General features: G+C 45.6%; 19 protein-coding genes. 16 read left to right on the plus strand and 3 right to left on the minus strand.

Features of this window, described 5'->3' with window-relative positions:
* Window positions 1-64: 64 nt before the first annotated feature.
* Window positions 65-769 carry a DnaB-like helicase C-terminal domain-containing protein gene (locus EXM22_RS15670; RefSeq protein WP_149487418.1) on the plus strand — a complete coding sequence of 235 codons (705 nt, stop codon included), beginning with the start codon at window positions 65-67 and terminating at the stop codon, window positions 767-769.
* A gap of 23 nt (window positions 770-792) precedes the next feature.
* Complete coding sequence (locus EXM22_RS15675) at window positions 793-1344, plus strand: hypothetical protein (RefSeq protein WP_149487419.1); 552 nt, start codon at window positions 793-795, stop codon at window positions 1342-1344.
* A 9-nt stretch (window positions 1345-1353) separates the two neighbouring features.
* Here the strand turns inward: EXM22_RS15675 and EXM22_RS18255 are convergent, their stop codons facing one another.
* Window positions 1354-1530 carry a hypothetical protein gene (locus EXM22_RS18255; protein ID WP_168203558.1) on the minus strand — a complete coding sequence of 59 codons (177 nt, stop codon included), beginning with the start codon at window positions 1528-1530 and terminating at the stop codon, window positions 1354-1356.
* A 249-nt stretch (window positions 1531-1779) separates the two neighbouring features.
* Between EXM22_RS18255 and EXM22_RS15680 the strand changes: the two genes are divergently transcribed.
* From EXM22_RS15680 to EXM22_RS15695, 4 genes are read left to right on the plus strand one after another with little or no spacing between them, the layout of a single operon-like run.
* Complete coding sequence (locus EXM22_RS15680; RefSeq protein WP_149487420.1) at window positions 1780-1977, plus strand: hypothetical protein; 198 nt, start codon at window positions 1780-1782, stop codon at window positions 1975-1977.
* On the plus strand, window positions 1977-2783 hold the full coding sequence (locus EXM22_RS15685; RefSeq protein WP_149487421.1) for a leucine-rich repeat domain-containing protein: 807 nt from the start codon (window positions 1977-1979) through the stop codon (window positions 2781-2783). The genes EXM22_RS15680 and EXM22_RS15685 overlap by 1 nt, the downstream gene beginning before the upstream one ends.
* A gap of 34 nt (window positions 2784-2817) precedes the next feature.
* Entirely contained in the window at window positions 2818-3624 is an 807-nt protein-coding gene (locus EXM22_RS15690) for a lysophospholipid acyltransferase family protein (protein WP_168203559.1), read from the plus strand.
* Window positions 3621-4142: a gamma carbonic anhydrase family protein gene (locus EXM22_RS15695; RefSeq protein ID WP_149487423.1), complete on the plus strand. Its 522-nt coding sequence runs from the start codon at window positions 3621-3623 to the stop codon at window positions 4140-4142. Before EXM22_RS15690 ends, EXM22_RS15695 begins: the two co-directional genes overlap by 4 nt.
* Here the strand turns inward: EXM22_RS15695 and EXM22_RS15700 are convergent.
* Entirely contained in the window at window positions 4115-4297 is a 183-nt protein-coding gene (locus EXM22_RS15700; RefSeq protein ID WP_149487424.1) for a hypothetical protein, read from the minus strand. The genes EXM22_RS15695 and EXM22_RS15700 overlap by 28 nt on opposite strands.
* A gap of 437 nt (window positions 4298-4734) precedes the next feature.
* Between EXM22_RS15700 and EXM22_RS15705 the strand changes: the two genes are divergently transcribed.
* From EXM22_RS15705 to EXM22_RS15725, 5 genes are all read left to right on the plus strand, one after another.
* Window positions 4735-5181, plus strand: a complete 447-nt coding sequence (locus EXM22_RS15705) for a hypothetical protein (protein ID WP_149487425.1) — start codon at window positions 4735-4737, stop codon at window positions 5179-5181.
* Window positions 5132-8644, plus strand: a complete 3513-nt coding sequence (locus EXM22_RS15710; RefSeq protein WP_168203560.1) for an exodeoxyribonuclease V subunit gamma — start codon at window positions 5132-5134, stop codon at window positions 8642-8644. The genes EXM22_RS15705 and EXM22_RS15710 overlap by 50 nt, the downstream gene beginning before the upstream one ends.
* Window positions 8634-12350 carry a UvrD-helicase domain-containing protein gene (locus EXM22_RS15715; protein ID WP_168203561.1) on the plus strand — a complete coding sequence of 1239 codons (3717 nt, stop codon included), beginning with the start codon at window positions 8634-8636 and terminating at the stop codon, window positions 12348-12350. Before EXM22_RS15710 ends, EXM22_RS15715 begins: the two co-directional genes overlap by 11 nt.
* Window positions 12347-14296: an exodeoxyribonuclease V subunit alpha gene (gene recD / locus EXM22_RS15720; protein WP_149487428.1), complete on the plus strand. Its 1950-nt coding sequence runs from the start codon at window positions 12347-12349 to the stop codon at window positions 14294-14296. The genes EXM22_RS15715 and recD overlap by 4 nt, the downstream gene beginning before the upstream one ends.
* A 147-nt stretch (window positions 14297-14443) precedes the next feature.
* The gene (locus EXM22_RS15725; RefSeq protein WP_149487429.1) at window positions 14444-14929 is read left to right on the plus strand and encodes a YchJ family protein; all 486 of its coding nucleotides are present in this window, start codon (window positions 14444-14446) and stop codon (window positions 14927-14929) included.
* 33 nt (window positions 14930-14962) lie between these two features.
* On the opposite strand, the gene EXM22_RS15730 is transcribed toward EXM22_RS15725, so the two are convergent.
* Window positions 14963-15229: a hypothetical protein gene (locus EXM22_RS15730; protein WP_149487430.1), complete on the minus strand. Its 267-nt coding sequence runs from the start codon at window positions 15227-15229 to the stop codon at window positions 14963-14965.
* A 111-nt stretch (window positions 15230-15340) separates the two neighbouring features.
* Here EXM22_RS15730 and EXM22_RS15735 point away from each other — a divergent pair, with 111 nt between their 5' ends.
* The 5 genes from EXM22_RS15735 (at window position 15341) to EXM22_RS15755 (ending at window position 21143) form a co-directional block, all read left to right on the plus strand.
* On the plus strand, window positions 15341-16060 hold the full coding sequence (locus EXM22_RS15735) for an RluA family pseudouridine synthase (protein ID WP_149487431.1): 720 nt from the start codon (window positions 15341-15343) through the stop codon (window positions 16058-16060).
* A complete protein-coding gene (locus EXM22_RS15740) occupies window positions 16053-17129 on the plus strand; it encodes an A/G-specific adenine glycosylase (protein WP_168203562.1) in 1077 nt (358 codons plus the stop codon). Before EXM22_RS15735 ends, EXM22_RS15740 begins: the two co-directional genes overlap by 8 nt.
* 66 nt (window positions 17130-17195) lie before the next feature.
* Complete coding sequence (locus tag EXM22_RS15745) at window positions 17196-18206, plus strand: TRAP transporter TatT component family protein (protein ID WP_149487433.1); 1011 nt, start codon at window positions 17196-17198, stop codon at window positions 18204-18206.
* A 73-nt stretch (window positions 18207-18279) separates the two neighbouring features.
* Window positions 18280-19278 carry a TRAP transporter substrate-binding protein gene (locus EXM22_RS15750; protein WP_168203563.1) on the plus strand — a complete coding sequence of 333 codons (999 nt, stop codon included), beginning with the start codon at window positions 18280-18282 and terminating at the stop codon, window positions 19276-19278.
* Window positions 19275-21143: a TRAP transporter large permease gene (locus EXM22_RS15755; RefSeq protein ID WP_149487435.1), complete on the plus strand. Its 1869-nt coding sequence runs from the start codon at window positions 19275-19277 to the stop codon at window positions 21141-21143. The genes EXM22_RS15750 and EXM22_RS15755 overlap by 4 nt, the downstream gene beginning before the upstream one ends.
* The last annotated feature ends 61 nt before the right edge of the window (window positions 21144-21204 follow it).

Below are 21204 nucleotides of genomic sequence, written 5' to 3' on the forward strand. Positions count from 1 at the left end.
GAGGACTTACACTATCGTGCCGAGGCTGTCCTTTAGCCTCGGTATAAACTGAAGGAGTAAAAAGATGGTAAAAAAAGAACTGACAGAAAAGAGCCCCCTCAGAAGCCTTGAAAAGGCCGTGAATGGGGGGCTTGGAAAAGGAAATATTGCAGTCATAGCTTCTAAGCAGGGTATTGGTAAGACGGCCTGTCTCGTCCATATCGCTACTGATAAGCTGATGCGGAACAAGCATGTTATACATGTTTCCTATGCAAATAAAGTAGACCATATTGTAAATTGGTATGAAGATATTTTCACAGAGATCTCAAAGAAGAGAAGTCTTGAAGGGGCAATGGATGTCCATAATGACATAATCCATAACAGAGTCATCATGAACTTCAGTCAGAAAGGGATTCCTGTAAGTCAGGTACTGGCCAGTGTTAAAGCCATGATGGACAATGGCCAGGTGGGAACCGACGCTATCATCATTGATGGTTTTGATTTTACAATTGGTACAGCCGAAGATATTAAAAAGTTTAAAGATTTTGCCCTTGAAGAGCAGATTGAACTCTGGTTCAGTGACTCATATAAAGGGGAAGAAAATTTTCAGGATGAACGGGGCATTCCCAAAAACCTGGTAAAAGCCCTGGATGATATATCTGTTGTACTGACCCTTCGGGCAGAACAGAATTACATGGTTTTGAAACTTGTGAAAGATCACAAAAGTATAGTTTCTGAAGACCTCCAACTTAAGCTGGACCCCAAAACTCTTCTCATTGCAGAAGTGTAAGGACTCAGGCATAGTTTTTATGATTGTCGGGACTGCTTCCTAACCGGGAGCAGTCCTTTTTTAAAGGCGGCGGAAGAATTTCTGTTGGTATGTTTATAGATAGTTTTTATATTCTGGAATTTAAATTCGATAAAAACTCAGAGGGGCTGGATCATCTGTTTCCATCGATGGAGCTTTTAATCCGTTCTCTTGAAAACATAGACCGCTGTCTTGTGTCGACCGTTGGATATTCTCTGGAATATAAGAGGTATCTCAGGAATATCGGAGAAGAGTCTTTCACTTTTTCTATAAGAGTCCGTTTGTTTCAGCCGGAACAGATTGCATTGGGACAGGATTTTTTGACTGAAAATGTATTGAATTGGATGCAGCAGGGACGGCAGGTTTTTATTGACGCCTCAAATGATCCAATAGAAAGTCCATCCGATCTCCTTGTGTCTCTTCATCCCCTTGTCAGCAAGTTTAACCTCGTTCATTCCATACTCTACAAAGACCTTGTCGAAGATGAGGTCAATTCTCTTTCTCAGGACTTGAGCAATGCCGTTTCTTTCCTAGGGGGGAAAGTCCTTATCAGTTGAGTCGAGAGTTTAGGAGGATATGGTTGTGGAAATGACCTTGAAGGCATTTTTTATGCGGTCATTTTTCCTGCTGAGTTCTTTTAATGAACCCTGAACCTGATTCAGTCCTGCTGCCATTCTGAGTTCTTTTAGTTCATTTTCGATCTGTTCAATTTCCTGTCTGATTTTGTCAAATTGACTATTCATAATACTGCTCCTTTGCTTTCATTTTCATGGCATTAGTTCCAGTTTCATCGTTGATAATCCTCTCAGGAACTGATTGAACATGCCCTGGAAGGTTCTATTCTATTTATCGGATCTCCATTAAAAATTATTGAGGTTTCTCTGGATTTTCAAAACATTTCTTATTATTATAGGTGACAGAAAGTGAGTATCCTTCGGTCACCCGACTAGGCTGAAGTTTCAATATTTTTCGTTGTTTCAGGAGATTTTAAAATGTCTATATTTAATGACAGCGATGAAGACATTGATGACGGAATTATTTCTCTGTATGATCTTGAATCAGATGATGACAGAGTAGATGACCATGATGATTGGGGGGATGAGTTTGATGACATGGACTCTGAATCATGGGACCGGGAATATGGAGATAGTGAAGAAGTGCTGGAAGGAGATCCCTGGGATCTGAATTGATGACTTCCGGCAGCACGACTCTTGCCGCAGAATCTTTCCGTCAGATTTTGTCTCAAGGACCTTATTCAAAAATTGAACAGCTCTTGAAAATAGTAGGACGGGATAGTTTTCAGCTCATAGATGTGCTGATTCGAGACAGCAGGCTTCTTCCATCTGGGGAACTTGAAGTACCACCTTTTTTTAAAAGTGACGGTAAGTTCTCTCCTTATTCTCTTTATTCCTTCTGGACCATGGTTTCCTACCTCCGGGAAAAACCTCTTTGGTACTATCATCTAGAATCGTTCTGTCTGGATGGGGCCCCCCAGGAGGAATTGTTTAAATTTCCCTCTGAATTGCTGAATTGCCCAGTTCTCAAGACCTTAACAATCAGGAATGCCGGTCTACGGCAGATTCCTGAAGATGTTCTGAAAATGAGGCGGCTAAGGGCGCTTGATGTTAGTTGTAACAGAATCAGCTGCCTGCCTTCAGGGATAGGCAGTCTCCGGCAATTGGTGTATTTTAATGCTGCTGACAATGATTTGAAAGAACTCCCTTTACAACTGGGAAGTCTTCGGAAATTGCAGATTTTGAATCTTTCAGGAAACAAAATTGGATCACTAGGCAATCTGCTTGAGTCCCTTGTAGGCCTCAAAAAGCTTAATCTCAGTGGGAATTGTCTTGAAAAACTACCGATCGGGTTAAATTCTCTGAATCAGCTGGAGCGAATACAACTGGCCTACAATGATTTGAGTGCAGAAGATGAAGCTGTCTGGGAAGAAGGAGATTTCTCTCAAATCCCAGGTCACCAATGGCATTTTTCTTTTTAAAACCAGACAATCTTGCTAAATAATGGAGATCACCATGATTGATTTATCCCCTCTGGAACGATATGAAACTCCTCCTCATTTCAAGGAGACCTTGAGCCGTTTCTTTCTTGGAAGAAGGTTGTCCTTAAATACAGCTGTAGCTAAAATTGTTTTACAATGCCGCGGACTCAGTAAGAAAGGCCAATTTACGAGTGCGGAATATTATGCGGCATCCGACCGCCTTAGAAATGTTTTTGAGAGTCATGGAGCTAGGTTCGAAATTACAGGACTTCAAAATCTAAAACAGGATCAACCCTGTGTCATCGTTGCCAATCATATGAGCCTACTGGAAACTCAAGTGCTCCCATGGGTCGTCGGCAGTTTCAACCCCGTATCTATAGTGATGAAGAAAAGCCTCTATGATTCATGGATCTTTCATCCCGTTGCTGTCGCAACTCAGTGTATTTCTCTCACCAGAAAGAATCTGAGAGCGGATATTGATGTGATCATGAAAGAGGGTGTTGAGTACTTGAACCAGGGGCGGTCTATCCTCCTTTTTCCCGAGGGGACAAGGAAGAAATACTTCTGCAGGGAGGAGTTTAATTCCCTGGGAATAAAGCTGGCAGTCCGTGCCGGAGTGAAGGTCATACCCATTGCCTTAAAAACCGACTTTTTAGTGAATGGAAAGTATATTTCTGACTATGGAACCTTACATCCTGAGCGGAAAGTGCATATTCATATTGGTGAAGCTCTAACGGTAGAGGGTAGGGGCAAGAAAGAACACCAGGTCGTATTGGATTTTCTGGAAACCAATCTTAAATCCTGGGGAGTCGAAATAAAAGAAAAAGGGGACGGGTCATGATATATTCATTAAAAGGAAAGGCTCCAACCATAGATAAGGGGGCAGGATTTATAGCTCCCAGTGCGGATATTATTGGTGAGGCTGTGATTGCCGAGGGTGTGAACATCTGGTTCAATGCGGTTATCAGGGCCGATATGGATTCAATCAGCATAGGCAGGAATACAAATATTCAGGATTGTGCGGTCATCCATACGGATTATGGTATGCCCACCAGCATAGGCGAAGGGGTGACCGTAGGCCATACAGCTGTTATTCACGGTTGTACAATTGGAGATAACTGCCTTATTGGAATGGGTGCTGTTGTTTTGAATGGTGCTCAAATAGGTCCTGATTCTCTCGTCGGGGCCGGTAGCATGGTCCCCCAGGGACTGATTGTCCCTCCCCGGTCTCTCGTCCTTGGTTCCCCAGCAAAAGTTGTCAAGGAATTAAAACCCGGTATGATTGATGCTATCCGAAAAAACAGTGCCGCATATCTTTCTAACAGTAAAGATTACCTAGAGGAACTGGCCACACGCTGAGCCTGACCCGAAAACGCCCTGTTTTCTCTCTTAGCTGAATTCCTGCGCATCTGCTCTGTCGCGGCTATTTCCAGCAGTTCTTCCATGTTCTCAATGGTGTCCCCGAGGAGCAACATTTCTTTATAAATATAATAGTACTCAAATTGATACCGCATATATAAAGTATAGCCCTTTTTTTACACATCACTATTCTTTTTTACAGTTTTTTAATATTTGAAATGCCTGTGGATAAGTGGTGGATAAACTGGTTCCAATTCCGATATAAAGGGGTTTTGATTTCCTTATCTTGTGTATAAATTGTGCATAGAATGTTTATTCATTGTTCCAAGTTTCTCTGAATAGCTAAAAATCGGCCATTTGAAAGGGATTTCAGCCTGATTTTTGTAAAATCCGGGTTATGTTTGGTAAATATTACAAAATCATAAACAGTGGAAGATTTACACAATATGCTTTTCTCTTGTGGATAAGTTGTGTATAAACTTGTAAGACTCGTTCTGTAGGGAGTTTGCTCGAATTTTACTCCCAAATTTGCGTATTCCCTATGAACTGTGATATTTTATACTTAAATTAAATAGGTTTTCAGGAGATCCTCATGCAGCGTCAGAGTAAAGGTTTCACTTCTCTCTTTTTTCTTCAGTTGGCAATTGCCCTGTTTTTTCTGATTTTGGGGTTTCAGGGTATTATCAGCAATATGTCGCAAAACTCAGGGTTTGCCCAGCAAGTAGCCCGATTTTTGAATGCGGAGAATCCGGCGGTTCAGAAAACAGAATTAGTCATGGGAATTTTCAGTCTAGTGGCAGGAATCCTACTACTTCTGGGGTTGTTCCGCTTTGGTGATTTCCGCTTGGTTGTTGTGTCTTCGGTTTTGATTTTCATTTTCTGGTTGACCAGGCTCATTATGGTCCGCTTTATGACAGAGCTTGTTATTAGAAATGGGAATATCTCTTTTATGCCGGATTTCTCAACATGGCTTCTGGCAGTATCCACCGATGTCATCATCCTCTGTTCTATCTGGACGATTGCCCGGCGATCATCCTGAGTTCATAATGTGTGCTTACAGGATTTATCAGAGTTCATCCTTACAGAATTTCATAGACAATTATTCTTCTATCCTCACCCCTGACTCTCTTTTTGGCCGGTCTCTTTATCTGGTTGTTCAAAATAAGAGCATGGGAGAATGGCTTAAGCTTAAGTTGGCAGAAAAGCGGGGTGTTAGCGGAGACGATCCCTATGTCCTGCCAGAGAAAGCCCTCAGGGAGTTAGCCGGTGGATATGGCTGTGTGCGGACACTATTGGGAGAAGATGATAGTTCTCAGGCTGTTCTCTATATGGATAATCTTAAGATAAGGCTCTATAAAATTCTGGAAGAGATGTTCACCCGAGGAGGGACTGTTCCTGCTGTTTGTGATGAGCTTTACCGGTATATATCTTCTTTTTCAGCTTTAAATGATAGGAATCTCACTCAGATACGGTCGGGCCGGCTTTATGAACTGGCAGACAGTATTGCCGGATTATTCTCCCATTACGGTATGAACTGCCTTCCCCTGGTGGAAGCCTGGGAAGAAGGGGTTCCCTACAGCGGCGTTTCAGCTGTTCTTAAAAAACACGAAGACTGGCAACGATTCCTCTGGGATAAAGTTTTTGACAACGGTTTGTCTCTCAGCCGGATTTTAAGGACTGTCGAGGCATCCAATGATGTTTATGACCATGAGGTCCGCCGGGTTGTGTTGTTTGGCTCCTCTTTTTTAGGTGAAACGGCGCTCAAGTTTTTTTACCGCCTTTCCAGGGATATCCAAGTTGATCATTTTATTCTGACACCCTCGAGCCTTTACAGGAAATATCCGGCCCAGGCGCAAAATCCACTCCTTGTGAGCTGGTGTACCCAGATGGATGGATTTGCCGAGTTGGCAGACAGTTTTGACCTGGAAAAGTCAGTTCATGATTATCCCATGCCTTCAGAACAATCCGCATTGAGTATCCTCCAGGCTGACATTCTGGAAGACCGAACTGTTCTTGATGAGAAGATTCCACTCTCCCAAGAGGATCATTCTCTGTCTATACATGGATTCACAAGTCCCTGGAGAGAAGTGGAGGTGCTCAAGGATCTAATTCTGGACGCCCTGAATAAGGATGAAACCCTTGGCCTGACAGACATCGCTGTTTTGGCTCCGGACATCAATACCTATGCCCCATTCATTGAGGCATTGTTCCCATCAAATGACTCCGGCTTGTACCTTCCCTTTAATCTCATCGATCTCAATAGTTCCGAGATGTCACCCCTCATTCAGGCCTTCCTTCATCTTTTTACACTTCCAGGGTCAAAATTCACCCGGTCAGAACTCTTTGCTCTCTTTGACAATCCCTGTTTCAGGGAGGGACAGAATATCAATCGGCAAGACCGGGACGATTGGCTGCAGCTCTGTGAAGAGCTGAACATCAGATGGGGATATGACCGGGAACATAAGGCGGAAATCTATTCGGAGGCAAGCGATTTTAACAGCTGGGAAAGAGGGTTTATGCGCATCCGGGAAGGTCTTTTCTGGGAGGAGCAGGATGCTCCCGAAATACTGCCTTATGCTTCTCCCGATGAAGACAGTAAGCGCAGCAGGGGTGTTCTGATGCAGGTAGTACAGAACCTCTTTAATGACTTTTATGAGCTGGACCGTATTTCCATGCCTCTTGAACAATGGGTTCTGCTTGCTGAATCCTTTTTAGAGTCATATTTAAAGCCCCGCAAAGAGAATCCCGGGGATGAACAGGACCGGTACCGCCTCAAATCCTGTTTTCGTGATATGCTGAATCTTTCCGAGGAAACGCCCCTGCCTGGGGACCGGGAGTTCGGGTTTTATGTGTTTCGAACCCTCTTAACCGAGTTCATCCGGAAGTCTTCGGGAGTGAAGGGCAGGTATTTGACCCAGGGGATCACCTGTTCTTCCCTCAAGCCTATGAGAGCAATTCCTTTCAGGAGAATCTATATCCTGGGAATGAATGAGAGTGACTTTCCCGGTGAAGATGAGGCTCTCAGTTTCGATTTGAAAGATTCTGTCGGGCAGACCATTGACCTTTCCAGAAGAGGGGGAGACCGCTATGCTTTTCTGGAAACCATACTCTCCGCACAGGAGCATTTGACCCTGTTTTATAAAAATCGGGACGCTCTGCGGGGAGAGGTCCTACAGCCTTCCATTCTTATCAGCGAGCTTCTGGATTATATGAACCGTCGCTTTGATTTCTCTCCGAAAGGGGCTGCTGAGGATTTTCTGATTCAGGAAGAATCAATTCATAATTTTGATTCAAGGTATTTTGACGGAACCTCCAGGAGTCGTTCTTTTAATCCCCAGGCTCTGGAAAGTGCGTCTATTCAGGTATGTACCGAGTCTTCCCAGGAGGTTTCATATTCTCTTATCAGGAGGGATGATACCGTATCTGGTGATGAAGAGGATCTCTCTTTGTCCATTGATGACCTCTTGTCCTATTTAAAGAACCCAGCAGCCTGGTATTTCCGGAGAATTCTAAAGATCTATCCCGAAGAAGAGGAGAGTCCCGAAAAAGAGAGTGGAGAAATCAGGGAGCTTACCTACCTGGATCGCTATGGTTATTTTGACCGCAGGTTGAAGGCTCCGGGGATGCTGGGGGATACTTCAGAGCTTGATTCCTACCTCAAAGAGCAGCAACTGCGGGGAAATCTTCCTGATTCAGATATCCTATTTCTGGAACAGGAACGGCTGCAACAGCGCTTGAATGAGATGGGTTCTCAAGCTGAATCGAGGCATCTGGCAGATGAACTCACAGATCTTCGTGACCTCCTGGTCGATCCTGAGAGGCTGAACCATCTTTGGGGGCATGACCCCCTCCTGCCTCAGTTGACTGCCCCCCAATTGCAAAGGAAGATCCTTTATCAGGGTGTCCTCCGTCCCGTTTATCTCAGCGGTATGCTGGACAGCCTCAGTGTTTCCGAAGACGGGAGTCTCTGGAAAACTCTTGAATTCTGCGATTCGGGAGAACCGGTGCACCGACACAGTTTGAAGGCTCTCCTCAAATTTCTAGTCCTCTCCAGCCTTGATGACACCATGAAAGAATTACAGCTCATCAGAATCGGCAAGCGGGACTATCCACGGATGGTCTTCTGCGGCAGTGGTGATCAGGAGGCTCATCGGGTCATTCTGGAAAACCCTGCTGCCAGGCTGGATGCTCTTGTGACTCTCTGTTTGAAAACTGATGGAGAGGTTCTGCCCCTGTATCCCGTTTTAGGGGAGGCCTTGGCAAAAGCCCTGGTTCTCAAACCTCAGATGAGTGATGATGAACTTGCAGAGCTGTGGTTGAAGCAGTGGCAGAAGGAAGCATCCAATAAAAGGGGCACACAAACGTTTCACCGTTGTGTATATAGGCATCATTTTCTCAAAACCCCGCCGGAAGTGGACCCTGTAGCATTGAGGGAGCTCCTCGAGCTTTTTTACGTACCTCTGTCCAGAGCTGATGAAAAAGGAAAAAAAAGTGGCAGATAAAACCTTTGATCCCTCTAAGGCGGATCTTCTAAAGTCCATTCGCCTGGAAGCTTCTGCCGGAACGGGAAAAACATATAACCTGGAGCGTGTGGTTTGTGAGTTGATCAGCCGGTACGGCATCCCCGTTGAGTCCATCCTCGTTGTGACCTTCACCAATAAGGCGGCCAGAGAGCTGAGGGATAGAATCAGAACTCTTGTTACTCAGAGGGCTTCTGAAACGGATGAAGGAGACCCGGAAGGATTTCAACGGCTGAAGGATGCCAAGAAAGATTTTGACAGAGCCTCTATCTATACGATTCATGGTTTTTGTCAGCATGTACTAAAAACCTGGCCCTTTGAATCCTCTTCGTCTTTTTCGCAGGAATTTTTGACAGATCACTCACTTATGGAAGAAGGAGTTGAGGATGTGCTCTACAGGGAGTTCCGCAGAATTCCCGATTCAAAGAAGGATATGATTCGGAGCTTCTTTTCCGGCGGGCTGGAAGACGGGGTCGAAGGACTTGTCCGGGATGTTGTTCATCTAATGGAAGAAGAGGATGTAATTTCCATCCCTTCTGAGTATCAGATGCGCCTTGTGAGAGAGGAGACAGCCGCCTTTGCTGAAAAAAGAGGGGGGATACGTCAGGCTCTGGAGGCTCTTATTCCATTCGCCCCAACAGAAGAGCGAATCAAGATTATTCTCAAGGAGATGAATACGGGACAAAGGCCTCCCACTCCCGCCAATATTGCCGGTGTCTGGGAGTCTTTACCGCCCGGAGACAGTCTCTTTGAATGGTTGGGGAATTTCTTCGATTCAAAGAAAAATCAGGCTAAATATCTATGGCTCCTCTGCGAAGACACTCTGGTTGAGAAAAGTAAAAACGGTAAATCCCTCGCGGCCCTTTCCAATCAGGATGATGTGGATCTGATCCGTTGTGTGAACGATCTTTTCGAGGCATTGGAACCCCTCATGGTACCAGGCAGGACGGATCAGACCATATATTTCAAGACTCTTTCCTACGGATATATCAATGAGGTGATATCCGCAGCCAGACCAATCATTGAAGAGAAGAAAGCCTTAAGAGGCGCTCGTGACTTTTCTGATTTAATCCGTGTTCTATCAGACCTCCTGGAAGAGGCTCCCGATGGACCCCTTGCAAGAGCCATAAGACGACAGTACAGAGTCGTTCTGGTGGATGAATTTCAGGATACGGACCGACGACAGTGGTCCATTTTTCAGACTCTCTTTGACCGGCCTGATCATAATTTCTTCCTTATTGGAGACCCCAAGCAATCCATTTATGGATTCAGAGGGGCTGATTTGACTGTCTATTTTAATGCTTGTGACAGTGTGGATGAAGAGAGACGCTACTCCCTGAGTACCAACTACCGTTCCCGCCGGTCTTTGGTGGAAGCCTGCAATTTCCTGTTTTCCCGTCTTTTCGCTCTCAAGGTCCCCGGTTTCCGGGAGGTCCCTTTTGAAGAGGTTGATGCCGGAAATGATCAGGCCTGCATTCCTGTTCTTGCCGACGGCAGCACTGCGGCGGCAGTTCAGTTATGCGAAATTGAATTAGAAATTGAAAAACCCCTGGCTAGAAAAGACGACCTGAAAGATGCCTGGATGAACCGGGCTGTTTTAGAAATTGAGAATATTCTTTCGGGCTCTATCACTCTGAACCAGGGAGAACAGTCTGCTCCCATATCCCCCGGAGATATCGCCATTCTTATGGAGAAGAATCAAGATTGTGAAACAATGCAGGCACTCTTGGGGCGACAGGGAATTTCGGCGGTCATTTTTTCCGAGAGGAAAATCATGGAAACAGAAGAAGCGTCTGTTTTTGGTCTGATTCTCAGGGCTCTGGCTCATCCGGGGGGCAGCAGTGCTCCTGGAGCGTTGTTGTTGTCGCCGGTCTTTGCCAGGACAACGGCGGAGCTTCAGGAGATAAGGCAGAGTGAAGACTATGAGCAGTATCTTCTATTTTTGAGAGATGCCCAGATGCTGTGTGATCAGGGACAACTGATTAAGGTTTTTCGTCAGTTTTTTGAGGAGGAAATTCCCCTTCCCTTTATGAAGGGAGAAAAATCCTGGAGGAATCGACTCCTGGGTGAGAGCCGAGGGAAGAGAAGCTGTACAAATCTGACTCATCTGGCCGAACTGTTTCACTTTGAACAGAGGCAAAGAGGGCTGGATACACGGGAACTCTATGACTTTTTTCTTGCCCAGCTTCACGACCCTACGGGAGATGAAGAAAGACAGGTTCGTCTTGATCAGGACGGGCAGGCCGTGCAGATTCTGACTCACCATTCCAGCAAGGGGCTTGAGTTTCCCATTGTCTTTTTCTTTGGTGCCATGTCCAACGGAACCATGCCCAATCCAAGCAGCCTGAGTTATTCTTGGGAGGATAAGAGGTATCGGGATTTCCTCGTGACAAGAGAGAGCATCCAAAAAGCGGCTCTTTCAGACTGGGAAGAGCGTAAGAGACTTTATTATGTGTCTCTTACCAGAGCCTCCGCTCTTTTGTACATGCCCTGGTTCCCTCAGAGTGACTTTTATTACTTAACATCTATTTATGCAACCCTGGCAGGGGAAGCCTTGTTTGAGGAAGAAGATGAACTCCTCTCCTGTTCGACCCTCCAGGAAATGTGGCCTTTTCACAGCCATTGCGCCTTTTTGAAGTCTTCTAAAAATGCCGGTGACTTGAAAAAACAAATGAATGAGAGGATTGGAACGGGACTCCGTTCTCTAACAGAATCCAGGCCCGATCTTTTTGCTTTTTCAAAGGAGCTTCCCTCTCTGTTGCCAGAGAAGCAGAGAGATAATCAGAAAACTGATCAAGGTCCGGTCGGACTGAAGGCGGCGGAATTGAGATCTTCGGTCCCCTTCAGCCGGCGGATTATCCCTGTGGTTAGTTTTTCATCCCTTACTTCCAGCGGACATGAAGACTTCACCCCCCGGGATGACCAGGACCGGGATAGTCAGGAAGAAAGTATCGACTCTGAAATCCTCGCCGGGGCATTGGGCCTTACCAGAGGAGCTGTATTTGGGAACCTCGTTCATTGTATCCTCGAGGAAATTGATTACTCTCTGGCATCTTCGAGCCTTGAGGAATGGCTTGAAACAGGATTGTTCGGGCCTTCAGAGGCGATGGCCTTCCTTGAAGAAAGGACTTTGCGCTTCTTTGATCAGACCTGGTGGAAGGAAAATGGCTCGGTTCTCTCCAGGATGATCCACGATGTTTTGAACTGTCCCTTAAGTGAGGTCGGTCCACTGAAGGAGCTTAGTTCCTCCCAGAGAAAGCATGAGTTGGAGTTTCTTCTTTCTACGGAAAAAGGAAGTTCTATCAACAAGGATGACTGGTCAGTCATGTTGCAAAAAGGATATTTAAAAGGGTTTATAGACCTCATTTTTGAAAAGAACGGGAAACTCTATATTGCTGACTGGAAGACAACCGTTCCTCCCGGGAAGGGAACCCTTTCTGATTACAGCCCGGATAATCTTAAAAAAACCATGGACTTGCACCGATATGATCTACAGGCCTGGATCTACGCCTTTGCCCTGAGGCGCTATATGCTCTCAATTGATCCGGGGTTTTCCTACGAACGGGACTTTGGAGGGATATACTATTTTTTTGTCAGAGGTATGGGGGCTGATGGGAATACGGGAGTTTCTTTTCAAAGGCCTCGGGAAGAGGATGTCTTGAATCTTTTGAAAGGGAGTGAAGGATGAATCGAAGCCGATCCAAAGCGGTCCAACGTTTTTTAGAGTTGAAGTCCATCCGTGAAAATCCTCCCTCCGGACTGATAAGGAGATTGAAGCCCCGCAAGGAGGGGGAACGGTTTCCCCTGGCGGCCATTCTGACAGGCAGTGAACCCCTGTGGATTCAGAGTGCGGAACATATGGTCAGTCGATATGCTGATAGCCGCAAAGAAGAGTTGAGGTGGCTTCTGCTGTATTTTCTGGAACTCAGCTCTCAGGGGCATATCTTGATCTCTTCTGAGGATATAAGGGATGATTTACCCCTTTGGGCAGGGAAGTGCTATGCCAGGGCGGATCAGCTGTATGATAATTTGAGCCTCATAGTTGAAGAGAATCCCCGTCTCTTCTCAGCTCTTCAAGAGGGGGAAAGCCGGGGTATGTCGGAACCTGGGGAAAGAAGACCCCTCCTTTATGCGAGTGATTTCTCCTGTTTTTACCTATTGAAGAAAAGGCGGTTTGAGCAGCAGTTTCTGGAGCTTTTAGGGAATATAAGTGGAGAAGAGGGGAAGATTGATGTCTCTCCCGATTTGATCTCGGGGTTGCATAGGGCCTATGAGTCACTGTGTGATAGTGGAGATATTCCTATCTCTGAAGACACTCTGAAGGCGGCCCTCATGGTGGGAGGCTCCCGTCTTTCTATTATCACAGGTGGTCCAGGAACAGGTAAAACCACGATACTTGCGGGGCTCCTGCGCTTGTTTTTAGAAGCCTCTCAAGATTCATCATCCAAACTTCCCGAGGTTCGGCTTTGTGCTCCCACGGGCCGGGCAGCCAAGAGGATGATGGAAAGCATGGAGAACCTATTGCAGAATCCTGTTTTACAGAGTGCCTTTTCCCATCCAGCGGAAACCATTCATAAGGTTTTGGGACTTAGGCCGGGATCACCGGCTCTCTACGATGAAAAGAGAACCCTCAAGGCCGATCTCATTATTGTGGATGAAGCATCCATGGTCGATCTGAATCTCATGACCGGTCTGTTTCGGGCCATGAAAAGCAGTGCCAGGATTGTCCTGGTGGGAGATCGAGACCAACTTCCCTCAGTCGAGTCGGGAGCTCTCCTCTCGGATCTGCTTTTTGAAATGGAAAAACCGAATCATAGGCTGTCCGGGAGAGTCCTTTCTCTTTCTAAGGTACATAGAAACAGCGGGGCAATCCTTGAATCTTCCCGCCTGGTTATTCAGGGAGATGGCCCTGAATTTCTCAACTTTCTAAAACAGCATGAAGGGCTCCCTGTTTCAGCATCAGAGAACAGTGGCTGGCTACGCTATGGAGATCTTCCCTCTTTTAAAGATCTCCTGAGTGAATTGGCTTCCGAATTCAAAGCCTCTTCCTTGAAATTTGGAGGAGCAGGATTTCGCAGACCCTCCCGTGAATGGAAAGGCATCATTCATGAAATTGATCCCTATTTTAAGCTCTACAGAGATCACATCATACTCAGCCCGACCAGAAAGGGGCTTTTCGGGACAGCATCCCTGAACAGAGGCCTCAACGATGTGCTGGGAGGAAATCCCGATGGTGATTACCACGGTCAACCAGTGATGGTGACCCGCAATGATTATGAGCGGTCTTTGTTTAATGGTGACCGGGGGGTTGTTTTGCGTTTTTCTGATGGTCTCTATGCCTTTTTTGAAGATCCTGAGGCGGGGTATCGGTGTTTTCCTCTTTTATTGTTGGAAGATCGGGAAACTTCCTATGCTCTCACCATTCATAAGAGTCAGGGTTCTGAATATAATAAGGTCCATATCCTCATGCCCGATGGCTCAGAGCGGCTCATCTCTCGTGAGATTCTGTATACTGGTATTACCCGGGCAAGGCTGGGGGTAACCCTTTACGGCAGTGAGGAGGTTCTTCTTCTTTGTTTGTCCAGGGGGGTGAGGCGTTTGTCGGGGATAAGAACATTTATGCAGAGCTCTTGAATTCAAGGCATGACAGAATCGAATTTATTGTGTTAATATGCGGCTTCGGGGCTGTCCTTAGACAGCTCTCCATGATTTTAAGCAAGTAATCACCGAGGTTTTATACAAGCTTGGTAGTACATAGTATGGATTAAATAGGAGTAATAAATGGCAGAATGCCCATGCGGGAGCGGAGCGGAATACGAAAAGTGCTGTTCTCTTTATATTAAGGATGGAATTCCTGTTCCCACAGCTGAAAAATTGATGAGGGCCCGTTATACGGCCTATGCCCTCGGGGAAGTCGACTACATCATGTCTACCCATGAAGTTGATCCCAAAGATGTGGAAAACTCCAGAAAAGCAACAGAAGACTGGTCAAAGCAGTCTGACTGGCAGGGACTGGAGATCTTGAAAACTAGTAAAGGTGGAGAATCAGACGATACCGGAACGGTAGAGTTTAAGGCTCATTATATGATTGACAGAGCCCGTTATACCCATCACGAGATCAGCACATTTAAACGAAAAAATGGAAAATGGTTATTTACAGAGGGCCAGGAAATAAAGAAACCTGTCCATCGGGAAGAGCCTAAAATCAGCCGTAATGCCCCCTGTCCTTGCGGCAGCGGTAAAAAATATAAAAAATGTTGCGGTTGAAATAATTTCTTTTTTGAAGGATGAACCCGGCACTCAGTCTTCTGGGTCGCCGGGCAGTCCCAGTTCTTCTTTCATTTGAGCCTTATAGGAATTAATAAACTCTCTATATTGGATATTTTCCTCCCGGAGTTTTTTGATTTCGAAAATCATCCAGCGAATATCTTCTGTCGCATCGCTTATGTCGTAATCAAATTCTGCATTTGGATTGTACTTCATCCATATGAGCTGACTGCCGTTTCTCTTCTTGAGGGCCAGTTGGTTTTCCAGTTCCGACAGCCTGTCTTTTTTTTCTTTTTCCACATATTAAAAGTAACACTCTCTAGGGTAATTTCCAATGAGAACTATTCTTCACTATTCATTTCATTCCTTCCGGCAAAGACAATCTGATCGATTTTATGATAGTCTTTTTTCATGTTGGACATCAAAGACAGGATTCTCTACGAAGATAATCACCTGATCATCATCAATAAAGCCTCCTCAGAAATCGTTCAGGGTGATAAAACCGGGGATGAGACTCTGGGAGAAAAAGTACAGAAGTATATAAAGATAAGAGATGAGAAGCCTGGTAATGTTTTTTTGGGGGTCACACACCGGCTGGACCGGCCTACAAGCGGTCTTGTGGTCTTTGCCAAAACATCAAAGGCCCTTTCCCGAATGAATGTCCTGTTCCGGGAACATCATTTGAAAAAGACCTACTGGGCCATCCTTGAAAAAGCCCCTAGGAAGGATGCGGCTCAACTGGTCGATTATCTGAGAAGAGATAGAAATAAAAATCGCTCTTTTTGCTGCAATTCTGGGAGGGATGATGCAAAAAAAGCCGTTCTCTCCTATGAGGTGCTGAACCGGATTGGGTCTGAAACACTTGTAGAAGTTGACCTCGAAACTGGCCGTCATCACCAGATTCGGGCGCAGTTTTCCGGTAGAGGCTGCCCCATTAAAGGGGATCTGAAATATGGGGCCAAAGCACCCAATTCCAATGGAAGTATTCACCTTCATGCCAGGAAGATCGTTTTTGTCCATCCTGTTTCAAAAGTAGAGATTACAGTGGTGGCTCCCGTACCGAGAAATGACATCCTCTGGCAGGAGTTTGAAGCTAACTCAGCCAGGGAAAAGACCGGTGCCGATGATTGAATCCTCATCATCTGAAACTCTGGTCTCGGGGGATGAAGTAAAGGCTTTGATTCACTGGTTTCATCAGTATGCTATTGATTATCCCTGGGGTGACAATCCGACACCCTATAGAGTCTGGATTTCTGAAATTATGCTCCAGCAGACTGTTGTCTCCGCAGCCATAGAACATTTTATTCAATGGATGAAGCTTTTTCCGGATATCATGACTCTCGCCAGGGCAGATGAACAGGCCGTTTTAAAGGCTTGGGAAGGTTTGGGGTACTATTCCAGAGCCCGGAATATTCACAAAGGGGCCCGGTATATCACAGACAGCCATTCTGGAATCATTCCCGGGAGTTATGATGAGTTGATCAAGATACCCGGCATAGGTGATTATACTGCCAGAGCCATCCTTTCTCTTGCCTTTTCTCAGGCATTTCCTGTTCTGGATGCCAATGTGAGGAGGATCGGCCAACGTCTCCTGGCCCTCAGAGAGTGGCAGGTTCGTGATGATAAGCGGCTTCTCATACAGCTGGAGTCTTTGATTCCTCATGACTCTCCGGGTGTCTTTAACTGCGCTCTCATGCAGCTTGGACAAATTCTCTGCAGAGTCCGTTCACCTGAATGTTCGCTCTGTCCTCTTTCTAAAAGCTGCCAAACCAGGACGTTGGGCCTGCAAGGGGAAATCCCTGCAGCCAAAAAGCGAAAAATCAAGGAAAAGGAGAGCACCCTCCTTTTACTGGCATCCCGGGGGACTGTTCTTTTGACCCGCCGGAATAAAGGCCTCGGCAAGGGCTTGTGGTTTATCCCTTCCGTTCCCAGAGGGACAGAACAGCCGCTCTTGGAGGCTTTAACAGAAGGGACCGCCGAGGTTTTGACGCTTCAGGAGAGGGTGCATCTGTATACAACGTGGAAGGAACGGTTGTTCCCCTTTCTTGTCGTTCTCAAGGATGTTTCTCGGGATATTCCCTCCTGGGTTCTCTCTCATGAAGATGATGATGCCGCGTGGATACAAGTGTCCGAACTTGATTCCTATCCGACTCCTTCTGTGTACAGGAAAATCCTGGAAGAAATACCCCCCTTATTTTAGATGGGACTGGCTCATCGGGCTGGGTTCTCCTTGCCATAAACATATTCATAATGTACTGTTATCACTATGAAAAAGGGTATTCATTTTTCCATATATCTCATGCTCTTCTCCTCATTCTTCTTGGGATCCTGCCGCTCTGTAGAAAAAGTAGCCGTCTCAAGACTGTCTGATATGCTCTCTTCCGATGCAGGAGCCAGTGCTTTTACCAGGGATAATGATCCCCAGCTTGTTGCGGATGCTCTGCCTTTTGCCCTTAAAATGTACGAGCTTCTCATGGAGATGAATCCCGAAGATTCGGCTCTTCGTCTGGCAGCTGGCAAGGCTTTTATTATGTATGCCAATGGTTTTATTCAGACTCCGGCGTCTATGCTCAGCGATGACGATTATGAAGAACAGCAGGCCATGCTGGAACGGGCTGGTTTGATGTACATCCGGGGAAGAAATTATGTGCTGGAATCTCTTTATATGGAAATTAAGGATGGAGAGACTCTGGTGGAACAGGATCTTGCCGAGTTTCTGGAGAAAAGCGGGAAAAAGCAGGTTCCCCATTTGTATTGGGCTGCCGCAGGAGATTTTGGAGCTTTTTCCTGTGATCCCTTTGATATGGAACAAGGACAGGAGCTGTACAAATCTTTCGCTTTTCTTTACCGGGCTCTTGAGGTAGATGAAGCGTATGCTGACGGCAGTATTCATGATCTTTTGATGACTCTCTGGGCTTCTCTTCCAAGGTCTATCATTGATAATGCCTTTCTTGAAACAGCTGAATCGGCCGGATTATTTGCTTCCGGATATTATGAAAAGTTTCAAATTTCCCAAGACGCGGAGGCTCGGAGCAGATTCCATTTTGAAAAAGCCATTGATCTCTCAGAAGGGAAAAACCCTGGTACATACATTTCTATGGCTTTGTCCTATCCTGTTATGAAACAGAATTATGATGAGTTTGAAAGCCTTCTGTTGAAGGCGCTTGAACAAGATCCTTATGAAAATCCAGACACTCAGCTGATGGTTCTCATCTATCAGAAAAGAGCCGCCTGGCTTCTGGATCATAGAGAGGATTATTTTTTAATGGATTTTTAAAGAATGCCTCTGTGATCTAGACGGCATGATCGAATATTATAATCGAATACAAAGGAATCCTATGAAAATAAGAATGAAAAAAAACATATTGATACTGCTTCTGTTGATGCTTATCGGCACGACCACTCTTTCCGCCTTAACCATCAAGATGGGAAGTCTGTTTCCTGAAGGCTCTGCCTGGGATGTGACATTGAAAAAAATGGCAAGAGAGTGGAGTGACCTAACCAATGGAAAGGTTCGGATGAAAATTTATCCCGGAGGAATTGCTGGAGAAGAGAGCGATATGATTCGTAAGATGAGGATCGGTCAGCTGGATGCAGCGGTGCTCACCAATGTGGGCATGACCGATATTGTTACAGATTCACTCATCTTCAGCCTTCCTTTCCTCGTTCAGGATGAGGAAGAACTGGACTTCGTTGTCAAAGAACTGCTGCCCCGTTTTGATGATCAGTTCAGAGAAAAAGGTTTTGAGGTTCTCATCTGGTCAAAATCCGGGTGGATTAACTTTTTTTCCAACAGCCAGATTATGACACCTGAAGATCTGCTGAAAACCCGCATGGCCGTATCTCCCAATAATCCGGAAATGATGGAGGCCTTTAAGGCTCTCGGTTTTAAGATTATTCCCTTAGGTATGAATGATACTCTAATGGGTTTGCAGAGCGGAATGATCGACACATTTTATTCTATTCCCATGGCGGCTGCCGCCTTCCAATGGTTCGCTCTGGCACCGAATTTAAACCCCATTGATGTGACTCCTGTCATCGGCGGAATTGTTATTTCCGAAAGGGCCTGGCAGCGGATTCCCGACGAGTATCACGCCGAGTTGAAAGCCTCAATGGCCTCGGTTCAAAGAGAATTTGTGAATGAAACAGACCGCCTCAACCAGGAAGCTCTCAGAATTATGAAGGACAATGGCCTTCAGGTTATGAGCCCCGGGGAGAATATGGAAGAAGTCTGGAGATCCTTCTTCAAAGACTCCTACTCAGCCCTTGTGGGTGAGAATAAACTGATCAGTGAAGAAACCTACAATGAAATGAATCAACAGCTGGATTCTTTCAGAGCGAATAAGTGAGGTTGATCAGTAGGGTCCTAAACAAAATTGAATTTAGGGTGGCTTCTCTTGTTTTTCTCATCCTGGCCTTCGTTCCCGTTTTGGAGATTTTAACCAGGCTGTTTTTCAATAATGGTATAAAGGGTGCGGAATCCTATGTGAGTCATGCTGTCATCTGGGTGGCATTTCTGGCTGGAATGATTGCCTCTAAAGAAAAAGCACACCTTTCTTTGACCTCCGGCAGGGATCTTTTTAAGGGTTCTCTTGCTGTTTTTTCAACTTCTTTGAGTCGTATCCTCTCCGGAGGAATCTGTTTTGGGCTGACCTTCAGCGCCCTCTCTTTCATACTGATTGGGTTTGATCCAACTCAGATGGTAGGTCTCATTCCCATCAGGTTTGTCGCTCTGATAATACCCCTTGGATTTATGGTGATGGGACTGCGATTTTTTTACATTGATGAAAAAAAGATGGTAACAACTCCTATCATCCTAATCACCATCCTGCTGGGACTCTTTTTGGGAATCCCCTCGATGACGAATATGCTGTATTCTCTGCTCCCTGATCCGCCCCTTTTCATCGATTCTTTGAGCATGCTTTATTATGATTTTTTTCACTATGCAGCCTATCCGATGATTTTTTTATTGCTCCTTAGCACAATAAGCGGAACTCCTATTTTTATTCTTCTGGGAGGATTGGCCTTCTTTCTCTTTTCAAGGGATTGGGGGTCTTTGGAGATAATTCCCAATGAGGCATACAACCTCCTCACAAGTTCTTCAGTTCCGGCTATACCCCTTTTTACCCTCACAGGATTTATCCTCTCAGAAAGTAAGGCTGGAGAAAGGCTTGTCAGACTGTTTAAGAGTCTTTTTGGCGGTCTTCCCGGAGGAATGGCTGTTATGGCCGTTGTTGTTTCTGCTTTTTTTACAACCTTCACCGGGGCTTCTGGTGTTACGATTCTTGCCATGGGTGGTCTACTGTCCTATATGCTTCATGAATCGGGTGACTACAAAGAGGGGTTTATTAAGGGATTACTCACCTCTTCGGGCAGTATAGGACTCCTCTTTCCCCCCAGTTTACCCATTATCATGTATGCCGTTATGGCTCAGATTTCTGTTAAGGATATGTTTTTAGGTGGCTTGATTCCGGGACTGATCCTCGTTCTTTCACTGGCTACAATGGGAATCGTGGCTTCATTCCATAAGAAGAGGAATTCCAGTTTCAACGGATCGGAAATTCTGCCGGCCTTGAAGGATGCCACGGGAGAAATCTTCCTCCCGGTTCTGATCCTCTCGGGATACTTCGGTGGTTTCTTTACCCTTGTAGAAACCGGTGCCGTGTCGGTGGTGTACTCTTTGCTTTTGGAAGGGTTGATTCATAGAGATATTAAAAGATCGGATCTGTCTAGGATCATGCAGAAGAGTCTACCCATTATAGGGGGTATCTTGATGATCCTGGCCGTTTCGAAGGGTTTGAGTTATTATCTCATCGATGCCGAGGTTCCTCAGGCTCTGACCAGCTTTGTTCGAAACAGCATCAGTTCAAAGCTTGTTTTCCTCATCATCCTGAACATCATCCTCCTTCTTACAGGCTGTCTGATGGATATTTATTCGGCTATTCTGGTTGTGGGGCCTCTGGTTATACCCATGGGTGAGCTTTTTGGAATTCATCCGGTACAGCTGGGAATCATATTTTTGGCGAATCTTCAACTGGGATATCTGACTCCTCCGGTGGGAATGAACCTCTTTCTGGCCTCTTATCGGTTTGAAACACCATTAGTGGAGATCTATAAAAAGGTCTTTCCTTTTCTGATGGTATTACTTGTCATGGTACTACTGATCACCTATGTTCCCTGGTTCTCTCTCGCATTTCTTGGAATTCAGGGTTGAAATGAATATAATGATGAATAAACGGCTTGTAGCCGTAACAGCTTTAACAATTGAGGGTATT

The organism is Oceanispirochaeta crateris (assembly GCF_008329965.1).
GTDB lineage: Bacteria > Spirochaetota > Spirochaetia > DSM-2461 > DSM-2461 > Oceanispirochaeta > Oceanispirochaeta crateris.